The 13,411-nt window shown below is 62.7% G+C and carries 10 protein-coding genes; 5 read left to right on the forward strand and 5 right to left on the reverse strand.

Going from position 1 to position 13,411, the window contains the following annotated elements:
- The first annotated feature begins 97 nt into the window (after nucleotides 1-97).
- The 3 genes from F599_RS15990 (at nucleotide 98) to F599_RS0104025 (ending at nucleotide 4,666) form a co-directional block, all read left to right on the forward strand.
- The gene (locus tag F599_RS15990; RefSeq protein ID WP_244869328.1) at nucleotides 98-1,360 is read left to right on the forward strand and encodes a hypothetical protein; all 1,263 of its coding nucleotides are present in this window, start codon (nucleotides 98-100) and stop codon (nucleotides 1,358-1,360) included.
- Between the two features lie 652 nt (nucleotides 1,361-2,012).
- Nucleotides 2,013-3,104: a MutS family DNA mismatch repair protein gene (locus F599_RS16165; RefSeq protein ID WP_277613093.1), complete on the forward strand. Its 1,092-nt coding sequence runs from the start codon at nucleotides 2,013-2,015 to the stop codon at nucleotides 3,102-3,104.
- Between the two features lie 188 nt (nucleotides 3,105-3,292).
- Entirely contained in the window at nucleotides 3,293-4,666 is a 1,374-nt protein-coding gene (locus F599_RS0104025) for an alanine/glycine:cation symporter family protein (protein ID WP_019542251.1), read from the forward strand.
- 314 nt (nucleotides 4,667-4,980) lie between these two features.
- Here F599_RS0104025 and F599_RS0104030 read toward each other — a convergent pair whose 3' ends face one another.
- The gene (locus F599_RS0104030; protein WP_020700485.1) at nucleotides 4,981-6,321 is read right to left on the reverse strand and encodes an S-layer homology domain-containing protein; all 1,341 of its coding nucleotides are present in this window, start codon (nucleotides 6,319-6,321) and stop codon (nucleotides 4,981-4,983) included.
- 300 nt (nucleotides 6,322-6,621) lie between these two features.
- Between F599_RS0104030 and F599_RS0104035 the strand changes: the two genes are divergently transcribed.
- A complete protein-coding gene (locus F599_RS0104035) occupies nucleotides 6,622-7,290 on the forward strand; it encodes a TetR/AcrR family transcriptional regulator (protein ID WP_019542253.1) in 669 nt (222 codons plus the stop codon).
- 182 nt (nucleotides 7,291-7,472) lie between these two features.
- On the opposite strand, the gene panF is transcribed toward F599_RS0104035, so the two are convergent.
- From panF to F599_RS0104060, 4 genes are all read right to left on the reverse strand, one after another.
- Nucleotides 7,473-8,984 (reverse strand): sodium/pantothenate symporter, encoded by a 1,512-nt coding sequence (gene panF, locus F599_RS0104040; protein WP_019542254.1) that lies wholly within the window; start codon nucleotides 8,982-8,984, stop codon nucleotides 7,473-7,475.
- On the reverse strand, nucleotides 8,981-9,250 hold the full coding sequence (locus F599_RS0104045; RefSeq protein ID WP_019542255.1) for a YhdT family protein: 270 nt from the start codon (nucleotides 9,248-9,250) through the stop codon (nucleotides 8,981-8,983). Before F599_RS0104045 ends, panF begins: the two co-directional genes overlap by 4 nt.
- A gap of 465 nt (nucleotides 9,251-9,715) precedes the next feature.
- Complete coding sequence (locus tag F599_RS0104050; protein WP_019542256.1) at nucleotides 9,716-10,900, reverse strand: multidrug effflux MFS transporter; 1,185 nt, start codon at nucleotides 10,898-10,900, stop codon at nucleotides 9,716-9,718.
- 1,005 nt (nucleotides 10,901-11,905) lie between these two features.
- Entirely contained in the window at nucleotides 11,906-12,802 is an 897-nt protein-coding gene (locus tag F599_RS0104060; protein WP_026327798.1) for a LysR family transcriptional regulator, read from the reverse strand.
- Nucleotides 12,803-13,211: 409 nt separating this feature from the next.
- Here F599_RS0104060 and F599_RS15070 point away from each other — a divergent pair.
- The coding region (locus tag F599_RS15070; RefSeq protein ID WP_026327979.1) for a transposase at nucleotides 13,212-13,411 on the forward strand (200 nt) is incomplete at its 3' end.

The following is a 13,411-nucleotide window of genomic DNA, read 5'->3' on the forward strand; positions in this document are numbered from 1 at the left end:
AGCGCGGATGTGCGCGGCGCTTTGGATAGCTCTGTAATCGTGTCAATATGGGGAGGTCAGGGCTTCACCGCTCGCGCGCACGCGTCTGCGGGAACATATGTTCTTTCGCGTAGGCGGCGAGGGCGAGGCGGATGCGGGCGGTGGCGAGGGTGGCGAGGAGGGGGATGCGGCGGCCGTCGGCGAGTTCGTAGGCGGGGTAGGCATCCGCGGGGCGGGGCGGCGCGGAGGGCGCGGCATGCAGGGCGAGACGGGACGGTGTGGAAGGCGCGGCATGGCGGGCGGCGCGAGTTGGCGCGGAGGGCGCGCCGTGGCGGACGGGACGGCCTTTGCCCCGCGCTTGTTTCGCGTGCCGCCGTGCGGGTGGGTTGCCATGCGCAGCTGGCGGCGCGATCAGGCGGACGACCTGGGCGAGGCTGAAGTAGCCGATGGTTTCGTCGCCCCGGACACGCGGGGTGAGAACTTTGCAGGGGACGAGGACGAGCTGCGGGCTGATGGGGAGCGGGTGTTCCTGGCGGCCGCCGAGGAGCAGGCGCATGCGGCGGCGGATCAGGGGCAGGGTGCGGCAGTTGCGCTCGGCGAGGTGCGCGAGGATGGTGCGCAGGCGCAGGCCGTAGACGCAGCAGCCGCCGTCGCTCGTATAGACGGCAACGCCGCGGCCGTGCTCGTCGTAGATGGGCAGGATGGCGGCGATGTGTTCGTCGGGCGCGAGGGTGCCGGCGCGCGCGCTGCGCACCGGGGCGCAGGACGGTACGGCGGCGGCGCGGGCGCAGGGCGCGGCAGATGTGGGAACGGCGTAGGCGCAGGACGGCTGTGCGGCGGGAGTGCTCGGCGGCGCAACAGACGGGATGGCAGCCACTGGCGCCGCGGCGGCGCGGGCGCAGGGCTGCGCATCGGGCGCGGCCATGCAGCCCGGGACAGCGGGCAGCGATACGGGCGCCGCGTCCGATGCCCAGAGGGCGGCGGACTCGCAGCAGGTGTGCCGCGCGGCAGTGAGGTGTGCGTCTGGCAGGATCTTGGCTTCGTCGTGATTCATGGGAACCTCCTTTATATTAAACTCAAATTGACTTTATGGATGATTATATCATCTTTTCTTTTGCAGTGCAATGCTGCGCGCAGGGTGTCCGGCAGCGGGAGTGGCAGGTATGGAGCGATCCGGGGATTGCCATCGGAGAGAGGCTATACGATAATAGAGGAAAAGGTTCTCGCAGAAAGGAGTCTCTATGCTAAAGAAATTTTATCTGACGGCCCGCGAGTCGGCGCTCGCGGAAAAGACGGCTTGCTTGCGGCGCGCGCACTGGCTCGTCATCGCGCGCGGCGCGACGTTTGTTCTCGCGGTGCTGGCGCTCGCGGGCGGCTATGACGGGAACGCGGCGGCGGGGGCGCTCGGCGCGGCGCTGCTTTTCGTGTTCGCGCGTCTCGTCATGCGGTACCGCCGCGCGGTGCGGCAGCTTCTCTTGCTCGAGGCGCGACTCGCGGTGCTCGACGGCGTGCTGACGCGCTTGGACGGGCGCTGGCGGACGCTCCCGGAGGACGGGGCCGAGCGGCGCGCGGGGGCGGGCGCGCAGCTTGTCGATCTGCAGGTGTTCGGGCCGTCGTCGCTCTATCAGTATCTCTGCCGGGCGCGCACGCGGGCGGGACGCGACCGGCTCGCGGCGGCGTTCCGCACGGAGGCGCCTGCCGGAGCGGCGCGCGCGCGCGTCTCCGCGCGGCATGCGGCAATCGAGGAGCTGCTGCGGCATCCCCAGCTCGCGTTGTCACTGGAGTCATACGGCGCGCTGCTGCCGGAGGGGCAGGATCTCTCGCCGCTGCTCGCAGCGCTCGCGCGGGAGCCGGAGCGCCTCTCACGCCCGCGTCTCGCCGCCTCGCTCCTGCTGCCGGCGCTCAATGTCCTCGCGCTGGCCGCTGCGGGATGCGGCGCGGTCCCCTGGCTCGTTCCCGGCGCACTCATCGGCGGCTCGTTCCTGCTGACCTGGGGAACGGAGCGGGCGAGCGAGGAGGCGCTCGCCCTGCTCATGCCGCTCGCACAGGCGCTCGGCGCGTACCGGGAGATCTTCCGCACGCTGGAGCGCGCGTCCTTCGTGAGTCCGCATCTCGTGGCACTCCAGCGCGTGCTGCGCGAAGGCGCAGCCGCACCGGAGGACAGGCGTGAGGAGGCGCCTGTTCAAGGAAACGCATCCGACGCGGCACAGGCGCGGCAGGCCGACGCGTCCTGCCGAACGGCCAGCGAAAGTCTTCGCCATCTCGCGCGTCTCGCAGCAGCGGTGAGCTGGCGGCGGAATTTCTTCTTTTACGTTCTCGCGAACGGGATATTCCTTTTCGATTTCACGGCGGGACTGCTCTTTCGCCGCTGGTGCCGCCGGGAGGGCGCGCGGCTCGCAGCGGAGCTCGCGGTCTGGCACGAGTGGGAGGTGTTGCTCTCGCTCTCAACGCTCGCGGCAGCGCGCGAGCAGACGGTGTTCCCCACGTTCCTCGAGGGCGCGCCGCGCCTCACCGCGACGGCGCTCCAGAATCCGCTGCTGCCTGAGGAGGCAGCCGTGCCGAACGATGCCGCGCTCACTGCGGGGACGACGATCATCACGGGCTCGAACATGAGCGGCAAGACGACGTGGCTGCGGACGATCGGCATGAATGTGCTGCTTGCCTGGACGGGCGCGCCGGTCTGCGCGGCTTCCTTCTCCCTCTCGCCGCTCGCGCTCTATACGTCGATCCGCGTGGATGACAGTCTCGCCGCCGGGGTGTCGACGTTCTACGCGGAGCTGCTGCGCATCAAGGAGATGGTCGAGGCGGAAAAGACGGGGCGCCCGCTGCTCCTGCTCATCGATGAGATCTTCAAGGGGACGAACAGCGCCGACCGCATCACGGGCGCGCGCGCCGCGCTCCGCCACCTCACGAACGACCGCTCGATCACGCTCGTCTCGACGCATGACTTCGAGCTCTGCGACCTCACCGTGCCCGGCGCTGCCATAGAGAACGCCCATTTCGAGGAGCATTACGAGGATGGGAAGATCGCGTTCGACTACCGCCTGCGCGCAGGGCGCTGCGAGACGACGAATGCCGTGTACCTGCTGCGGCTCGTCGGGATCGTGGACGAGGAACCGACGTGACGGCAGGGGTGCCCCGCCCGCCGAGCGCGGACATCAGAGGCGGAGACGCCCCACCTCCGCACGCGCGCAGAAAATTCTCCCGAACAACAAGACAAATGTCCACAGATGTGCTACAATAGGAACTGTCTTTATTTTTTACATACGTTTGTCTTTTATGTAAAGACAAATCTTATCAGGAGGCTGTTTCTATGGAATCTCTCATCCCGGTGCTCAACGCGATTGACACGTTCATGTGGGGCCCGCCGCTCATCACGCTGCTCGTCGGCACGGGCATCTTTCTGACGGTGCGGCTGCATCTCTTGCAGGTGTTCCGCCTGCCGCTCGCGCTCAAGCTGATCTTCCGCGCGCAGAACAAGGGCGAGGGCGACGTCTCGAGCTTCAAGGCGCTCTGCGTGGCGCTCGCGGCGACGGTCGGCACGGGCAATATCGTCGGCGTCGCGACGGCAGTGAAGGTCGGCGGCCCAGGCGCGATCTTCTGGATGTGGATGGCGGCGTTCTTCGGCATGGCGACGAAGTATTCCGAGGGCCTGCTCGCGATCAAGTACCGCTCGGTCGATGAGAAAGGCGAGATCGCCGGCGGCCCGATGTTCTATATCAAAAACGGCATGGGCGAGAAATGGAAGCCGCTCGCGACGTTCTTCGCGCTCGCGTGCATCGGCGTGGCGTTTTTCGGCATCGGCACGTTCCCGCAGGTCAACGCCATCGTCGACAGCGTGGAGCTCTCGTTCGGCTTCCCGAAGGCGGCGACGGACGCGATCCTGACGTTCTTCATCGCGGCGATCACGATCGGCGGCCTGCAGTCCATCGCGCGTGTCGCGTCGAAGATCATCCCGTTCATGGCGCTCTTCTACGTCGCGATCTGCATCGGACTCATCGTCGTCTACATCGACCAGCTGCCAGCGGCCATCGCGCTCATCCTCGAGGACGCGTTCACGGGACAGGCGGCCGTCGGCGGCTTCGCCGGCTCGACGATCATGATGGCGATGCAGAACGGCATCGCGCGCGGCGTATTCTCCAATGAGTCCGGCCTCGGCTCCGCGCCGATCGCCGCGGCGGCCGCGAAGACGAAGTGGCCGGCAGAGCAGGGCCTCATCTCGATGACGGGCACGTTCATCGATACGATCATCATCTGCACGATGACGGGCCTCGCGCTCGTGCTCACGGGCGTCTGGCAGGGCGATGCCGCGGGCGCGGCGATGACGAACAGCGCGTTCATGACGACGTATGGCAGCATCGGCGGCAGCCTGCTCACGCTCTCGCTCGTGCTCTTCGCGTTCACGACGATCCTCGGCTGGAACTACTACGGCGAGCGCGCCTGCATCTATCTCTTCGGCACGAAGGGCGTGCTGCCCTACCGGCTCATCTTCATCGTGCTCGTCGCGTCCGGCGCGTTCCTCAAGCTCGAGGCCATCTGGATCCTCGCGGATATCGTCAACGGCCTCATGGCCATCCCGAACCTCATCGCGCTCATCGCGCTCTCGGGCGTCATCGTCGCGGAGACGAAGAAATATATGGACTATCGCAGTCAGCCGCAGAAGACGGACAAGAATCAGTATGTCTGAAGACGCGCAAATCGCGTCGACGAAAAGAGGCAGCGCCTCGATGCCAAGGTACCAATCGGATACCAAGGGATCGAGGCGCTGCCTCTTTCGTGCCGTCGTGCGGGCGTATCGTCTCTGCAATCACCATTCACGTAGATGATATGTGCGCCGTCTCCGAAGTCTCGCGGAATCTCCTCCTTTGCTTTTAGTTTACAAAGAAGCCTGTGGAAAAGCAAGAAAAAGAACCCTCGTGGGGATGATAGCCATCACCCCCACGAGGGTCAACCTATATGGATTTTATGATTTGGGGATTCATAAAAGGATAGGAAGCTAGATTAGAAGAGGAAGTCGACACGACCCCAGAGCGTCTGCGCGTCGCGGTCGGACTCGATGCCCTTGCCGTTGAAGTACTTCGCGGAAGCCACGACGTTCTTGAACGGCGTGTAGTCTGCGCCGACCTCCCAGCCTTTCGCACCGACGATCTGTGCATCCTGCGTACCGAAGAGGCTCGTGTAGGTGCCGAGGTAACGGTAGCCGGCGTATGCGCCCCAGGTGTTCTTGTTCTCAGCCTGCGCGCCTTTGTAGTTGTAGAAGGCCTGCCAGCTGTGGTCGAGGTTGTCCGCCTCTGTGTTCTGCGCATACGCGCCGGAGATGCGGCTCGTGCCGTCGAAGTTGTAGCCGAGGTTCAGCGACCAGATGTTGGCCTCGTCGCTGTCGTTGGCACCGTTGCGGTAAACAACACCAGGATTCAGGCTGTCGCGGGAGTTACTGCCCGTGAGATCCTTGAAGCCCTCGCTGTTCAGATGGTAGTAGGCAGCGCCGCCCGAAAGCTTGCTCGCCGGGCTGTCATACTGGAGCGTGATGCCCTGGATGTTCGCCTTATCCTGATTGAACGTCTGGCTCAGAGCCGTCTTCACCGTGTTGTCATCAATCGCGGATTCGCCGAGGTCGAGGCGGCCAGCGTAGAGGCTCGCCTTGAGATCCTTGCCGAACGTGACCTTCGCACCGGACATCTCATCATCGAAGACGAGGCCCTCCTCCGGCGTGTAGAGCTCGAACTTACCGAGCTGCGTGGAGAAGTTCTTGTAGTCGCCCTGCGCGTAGATGCGCTTGAGCGTGACCTTGTCATCTCCCTCGCCGCTGTCCTTGTCGAGGTACGTCGTCGCATCGAGGCGTGCGTTCACACGCCAGTGGTCGTTGACCTCAGCGCTCGGCTCGAGGCGGAACAGGAGCTCGTCGCTGTTCGTCTTGTTCTTGCCGCTCTTCGCCTCGTTCTCGATGCGGTTGCTCTTGTAGGTGTACTCCATCTTGCCGTTCCACTTCACCTTATCAGCATTGCGCTCAAGGTTCGAGACGCGGACGCCGAGGTTGTTGAGCTCGTCGGAGAACTCAGCAGCGAGCTTGTCGATGAGCGCCTTGTCCTGCGCGGAGACGTCCGTCTTCGCCATGGCCTTTGCGACCATCTGCGCCATCTCATAGCGCGTGATGTTCTTGTCGCCCTGGAACGTCGAGTCGCCGTAGCCGTCGATGACGCCGTCGGCTGCGAGCTGGGATACCGCATCATATGCCCAGTGATCTGCCGGAACATCGGAGAACGGATTGGCTGCTGCAAACGTCGTGGATGCAGCGCCGACGACGATGGCCGTCGTGAGTGCGGATACGAGAGTCTTCTTCATGATGAACTCCTCCTTCAAAACGAAAAACCATTCTGTCGGAGGCTTGTCGGATGTTTTGCAAGTGTCCACGTTTCCTTGTTGTCCCTCAAGCCTCTTGACAGTTCACAGTATAGCCTTTTATTTGCGCTATGTCAATTAACAATTTGCAATACGTCGATTAATAATTGGCGTTATAAAAATTAGTTTCCTGGAAGAAATTCCTCAAAAAGGAACAAGTTTCCCTGCGCGCCATCTCCCCTCTTGCGGAGAATCTCTAGGCATATTATACTAAAAGCAAATGAAAGGAAGCGGGAGGGCGCCATGAGATTCCAGCGTGCACGAAAAAAGGAGCAGATTGAAAGCCGGCGGCAGGAGATTCTCTGCGCCGCGGAGCAGCTTTTCCATGAAGGAGGGCTCGACAATGTGACATTCTCGCACATCGCCAAGCAGGTCTCCTTCACGCGGCAGACGATCTATACTTATTATCAGACGCGCGAGGAGGTGCTGCTCGATCTGCTCGGCCAGCGGCTCGAGCATTTCTACCAGTCGCTCGAGGCGATGTTCCCCGGGGACGAGCTGCTCAGGCGCAGGCCGTTCTGCCAGCGGCTCGCCCATCATTTCATCGAGCACCGCGAGACGCTGCGGCTCTTCTCCCTCCGCCATACGGTGCTCGAGGAGAACGTGCGCTATGAGAACCTCGTCGCGTTCAACCGCATCATGCTGCAGGTCTTCCCGACGGTCAAGCACATCCTGCGCCGCCAGTGCCCCGCGTCGAGCGATGAGACATTCGACACGCTCACGTTCACGCTCATCCCGTATTTCGCGAGCATCTATCCGATCCTCGAGCCGCATCCGAACCAGCTCAAGGCCATCTGCGAGGCCATCGGCCATCTCGACAACCCGCCGACGAGCGAGGAGGTGCTCGTCGCCTCCCTCGAGCTCATGACGTCGGCGCTGACCTTCGCCGCGGACACAGACGAGAAAAAATAAGAAGCCAGACAAAAACGCCCCGGCGGCTCGCCAAATGAGCCGCCGGGGCGTTTTGCACAGAGGAATGATTCATCCGGCGCCCTGCCGAGAGCGGCAGCGCGCGGGCGCAACCGCCAGAGGAAGCCCCGGGCAGCCATTTGCCGAAAGACGCGGCCATCCCTCAGGCGATAGGGACAGATGCCTCAGCCTTTTTCCTCTCCCCGCGCCCCCGGGAAGAACACCTGGAGCACCGCGGCGCTCGTCGGCCGCCCGAGGCGCGCGCCGAGGAGGAAGAGCACGAGCGAAACCGTGATGCCGATGGTAATCTGGTGCAGGCCCATGAGTTTGAAGCCCGCGGCCTGCGCGGCGCAGTAGGCGACCGTGCCGCCCGCCATCGAGAGCAGCGCGCCGAGCCGGTTCGCGCCGCGCCAGTAGAGGCCCAAAAGCAGCATCCAGAAGAACGCCGTCTCGAGCCCGCCGAACGCGAACATATTGATGATCCAGATGAGGCTCGGCGGCGTGAGCGCGAGCGCGAACACGAGCACGCCGAGCGCCGCCGTCGTGACGACGGAGAGACGCGAGAGATGCACGGCCTTCACCGTCCGCCCCTGCGCGCGCATGTGCGCGAGATAGACGTCCTTCACGATGGCCGAGGACGCGACGATGAGCAGGCCGGAGATCGTCGAGATCGACGCCGCGAGCGGCCCGATGATTGCGAGCCCCACGAGCTCCGGCGGCACGGCGCGCGCGATCGTCAGCGGGATGATGTTGTCGACGCTCCCGTAGCTCGCCTCCGGCCCGTCGAGCACGCCGTGCGCGAGGATGCCCGTGAAATTCACGCCGATGTTCATGAAGCCGACGACCACCGTGCCGATGAGCATCGCGCGGTGCAGGCTGTGCGTATCCTTGTAGCTGATGCCGCGCACGACCGACTGCGGCAGCGCGATCGTGCAGATGCCCACGAGGAGCCACTGCGTGAAATAAAGCCCCAGGGGCATCTTGCCCGCCGAGAGCGGCTCGAAAAGCTCCGGATGCTCCGCGTGCAGCCCCGAGAGGATCGCCTGATAGCCGCCGCCCGCCGCGAGCACATAGTAGAGCAGCACGACGATGCCCACCATCATCATGAGCGCGCAGCATGTATCCGTCAGCGCCACCGCGCGGAACCCGCCGATGCTCGTATAGAGCACGACCACGAGCCCGAAAAGCAACAGCCCCATCTCATAGCTGTACCCCGTCGCCGCCGCGAACAGCCGCGCGCCGCCCACGAACTGCGCCGTCATCGTCCCGCAGAAAAACAGCACGATGACGAGCGCCGCGAGCATCGCGAGCCCGTTCGACTCGAACCGCTCGCGGATGATATCGACGACCGTCACCGCGTCGAAGCGGCGCGAGAGCATCGCCACGCGCTTGCCGAAAATCCCCAGCACGAGGAAGATCGCCGTCACCTGCACGACCGCCATATAGATCCAGCCGAAGCCGACCTTCCACGCCATGCCCGGCCCGCCGACGAACGAGCTCACGGAGCTGTACGTCGCGACCGTCGTCATCGCGAGCACGAAGCCGCCGAGCCGCCGGTTGCCGATGAAATACTGCTGCACGAAATCCTCGCCGAAGCCGCGGCCGCGCCGCACCCAGACGCCGATCGCGAGCATGAGCGCCATGAAGAGCAAGAGCGGCACGAGCGCGAAAAGATTCCCCTCCGTCTGCGGCATCATCGCGCATCGCCTCCCCTCGTCTGCTCCTCATCCTCGAGGCTCATATCGGCAAACCAGCCATGCACGAGCACGTAGACGCCCACGATCGCGAACAGCCAGACACCTACCGTCCCCATGACCGCCCAGAGCGGCAGCCCAAAAACGAACACCGGCACCCCCGCGAGGCCGAACCCCGCCGCGCACCAGAAAAGAATGATCAGCGCGAGCAGCACGCCCGTCGCGCCAGCCTCCCGCCGCACCTGTCGATACTTCTCTTCTCTTGTCATAGAAAAACCTCCCCGTACAGTCGCGCCCTCCTGGCGCGTACCGTCGAAACCACACGCAGACGCAAAGCGCCCGCGCGTCCATTATACCGGCAGGGAAGGGGCGGGGTCAAACGGGGAGGAAAAGGAATGACGAAGGGCTGCTGTACCACACGGCACAGCAGCCCTTCTCAACGTTTTCAATCCATGCTAGAATAAGAAACGAGGCATACCAAACGGTAGGCGGTTCAATCAAACCCCAGAAACGGGGGCGATGCTTATGACGAGATACGATTTGCTTGCATTTCTGATTGTCATACTTTTATGCATCGTTGCAATCAAGGCATAAGGAAACCGCCTGGGCGCTTCCAACGATAGACGGTTTTCTTAAATCGCTTGAAATCGGGGCGAACCGCTGACAGGTATGCCTCTTTCTATTCGTATTATAGCGGATTCCCAGCAGATGTGCAATCCTTTCAATCTTCCCCCTCACCGCCGCCGTTTCTCTCCCACGTGCGCCGGGGCAATGAGCTTCCGGAAGACGATGTTCGCGAGCAGGTAGCCGGTGAGCATGATGATGCCCATGGGCACGGCGGTCTGGTCGCCTGCGATGCCGACGACGGGCATCATGGCGCCGCCGAGGATCATCTGCGCACAGCCGATGAGCGCGCTCGTGCTGCCGGCGTTCCTCCCCTGGCGCGAGAGCGCGAGCGAGAAGCTCGCCGTGCCCATGACGGAGAGCGGCACGATGGTCACGAGCAGCACGGGGATCGTGTACCAGATGGGCGCCGCGGCGAGAAAGCCCGCGAGCAGGAGCACCGCCCCCGCCAAGGGAATCGTCAGCGACCAGCGCAGCAGCGAAATGTCCGGCACGCGCCCCGCGAGCCGTGCGGGCACCATGCCGACGATGAGCAGACCGATGCCGATGCCGCCGAAAATATAGCTATACGTCTGCGGGCTCACATGATAGATATTCTGGAACAGGAACGACGAGCCCGCGAGATAGGCGAAGAACGCGCCGAAGACGAAGCACTGCACGAGACAATGGCCGACGATATAGCGGTCCCGCAGCAGCTCGGGGAATTTCCGAAAGGACGCCGCGAGCCCGTCGATGCGCTGCTCCGGCGCAAGCGTCTCACGATAGACGAGCGTCGCCCCCGCCTGCACGAGGCCGATGGCGATCAGCAGCACGAAAACACCGCGCCACGAGCTGAAGAGCAGGATCTGCCCGCCGATGACCGGCGCGATGACGGGCGCGAGCCCGTTCACCATCATGAGGATCGCAAAGAAACGCGTGAGCTCCGGCCCCTTGCAGACGTCGCGCGCGATCGCCCGCGAGATCACGATGCCGCTCGCGCCGGCAAAGCCCATGAGGAAACGGAACGCCAGGAAGAGCGGCACGCTCTCCGCCGCCGCGCAGCCGACCGCCGCGGCCGTGAACCCCAGCATGCCGAGCAAGAGCGGCCGTTTCCTCCCATAGCGGTCGGAGAGCGGCCCCATGAGCATCTGCCCCGCCGCCATGCCGAGCATCGTCATCGTGAGCGTGAGCTGCGCCACCGATGCCGAGACGCCGAAATCCGCCTGCAAGACAGGCAGCGCCGGCAGATACATATCCGTCGCGAGCGGCGCCATCGCGCTCATCACGCCGAGAAACACCGTAAGATAAAGTCTCATCCTTGGACTCATGCAAACATCCTCTCTGTCAATGATACCGAGCAGCCTCTCCAGGCGGTTCCTTAAGGAACCGCTGATTAAATGAAGTGCTCCGGATTTACGTGGATGCGCTGTATCTCACTAGGAGACAAACCGCAGGCGTAGCCGAAGCTACGCTGAGATTTGTCGACGACGAGAGGACAGCGCAGACGCGTGAAGACGGAGTGCTGAATTAATCAGTGGTTCCTTAATTTTATCATAGGCGTTTGCGAGAGGAATTTCATTAATTGCGGGTGAATTTTTCGGTGAGCGGAACGACGTGCGCAGGATCCGCAAGGCGCGACTAGGGGGGGCGGCGGGTGTCGGGCAGTGAACGCAGCGGTCCGCCTATTTGGAGGCTCGATGAGCCTCCACTCTACCACGCCCCACATTGCCGACGAGAACGAACCGCGGAGTGCGTCGTCCGGCGCTCGCCGCCCCGTCTTGCTGCGAGCCTGCGCATATCTCACATGCAACACTCTCTTCACACTGCGTGTACCGCTCCTCAGCACCGGGCGCGACCAGGCGTACTTGCGCCCATGCCAATCACGCTGCGCCCTGCGGCGATGGCAACTGACCCCTTCGGATAGATTTGCTGCGCCTCGGCGCCGGTCGCTTGCGCGACTAGGCGTACTTGCGCCCATGCCAATCACCTGCGCCCTGCGGGCTTGGTTCTTGGGGGCGCAATGTAAATGACCGCATCGGCTTTCTCGTCACCAATGCGGTCATTTCTTCGATATGATGTTTTCCATGTAGTTTCCCATGGGGTGCTTACGCTAGCCCATCGGACTCGCCCTCCTTCTTTAGCAGTCTCATGTCGGCGGCGCGGGGAACTGCAATCTCCGCTGGCGGGTTGTCCGCCTTGCTTTTCCCTTTGCTTGTCTTTATTATAGGGCATCGGTGTAAACTTGTCAAGTTCTCCCATAAAAAACGGTAAATATTTTCTCCCTACGTCAAGAAAGAGCCTTCACGCAGGGACATTCGTCTTTATCGCTGTATCCCCGCCAGCTCCTCCTCGGTGATCCTGCGCAGGAACTGCATGAGCTTTTTCTCATCGTCATAGACCTGCCGCCCCTTCTTCGTCACGAGGCCGGAGTTCAGACGGAGGGGCTCCGCGAGCGGGATGGCGACGAGGCCGTCGTCCGGCAGCACGGCGGGCGCGGCGAGGAACGTGGAGCAGATCTCTGACTTGACGAGGTTCTTGATCGTGTGGAGGTAGGGCGAGTAGTGGATGACCTGCGGCTTGCAGCTGAGCGCCGCGTAGGCGCTGTGCACGAGGCGGTAGACGAAGAAGCTGCTGTCGAGCAGCGCGAGCGGCTCCTCTGCGAGCTCTGCCACGCTCACGCTCTGCCGCTTTGCGAGCGGATGTGCGGGATACGTCACGAAGCAGCACTCGCAGGAGAAGAGCTTCCGGTAGACGAGATTATTGCTGAAGCCCGTCTCGTAGTTCGTCATGGCGAGATCGAGCTTTTCATCCTCGACCATGTGCAGCGCGCTGATGCCGCCCGTCTCGATGATCTCGAGCACGATCTCCGGATGCGCCGCGCGGAACTCGCCGAGGATGCGCGGCAGGAAGCGCGTGCCGATCTGCAGCGGCAGCGCCATGCGGATATGGTTGCGGTTGTGCGAGAGGTCGCTGATCTCCGCCTCGAGCTGCTCCACCTGGTCGAGGATATGCGAGATCTTGCCAAGCAGCTTGCTGCCGTCATGCGTCAGCAGGAGCTTGCGCCCCTCGCGGTGGAAGAGATTCAGCCCCGTCTCCGTCTCCATCGCCTGCATGGCGACGGAGACCGTCGGCTGCGAGACATGCAGATGCTCCGCCGCCTTCGTGATGTTCTGCCATTGACAGACCGCATAGAAATAGCGCATTTGTGTGAGTGTCATGACGTCCTCCTGCTCTCTCCTACTTAGGTTCTCTATATTCTATCATAGGATTTCCCTATTGGATAGGTATTTCTCCGGCACGCGGACCGATCGACACAAGAATGGCACGGAGCGCAAACGCGAAAGGCGCCTGCGCTCCGTGCCAGTTCCATCCCAGATCGGCAAGCATCATGCCGGTCACGTGGAAGGTGACAACGGCCATGAGGTCAGTGCAAGGGTCCGCCGTCAGATCACGACCCCATCATACGCATAGCTGTGTTCGTAGACATATTCCGGGGCGATGTCGATATTCCCCTCATCCCATGTGAGCACGCCGTGCCTGAGCGTGGGGTGCAGGAATATTGGCCTATACCCCGTTTGATGGACACTATAAACGAATGGTAAAATAAGACCATGAGGTGATGAGATAGTGTCCACGAAACAAAAGACCTATAGCAATGAATTTAAGGAAGAAGCAGTCAAGCGTGTAATGAGTGGCATTCCTGCCAGTCAAGTAGCTCGTGAGCTGGATATAAATGTAAATTCGCTTTATACCTGGAAGCAGCGGTACATGAAGCATCCCGAGCAGCCTTTTGTCGGCAGCGGGAAACTCCATAAAGAAGACGAAGA

Source organism: Selenomonas bovis DSM 23594, from assembly GCF_000381005.1.
Taxonomy (GTDB): Bacteria; Bacillota; Negativicutes; order Selenomonadales; family Selenomonadaceae; genus Selenomonas_C; species Selenomonas_C bovis.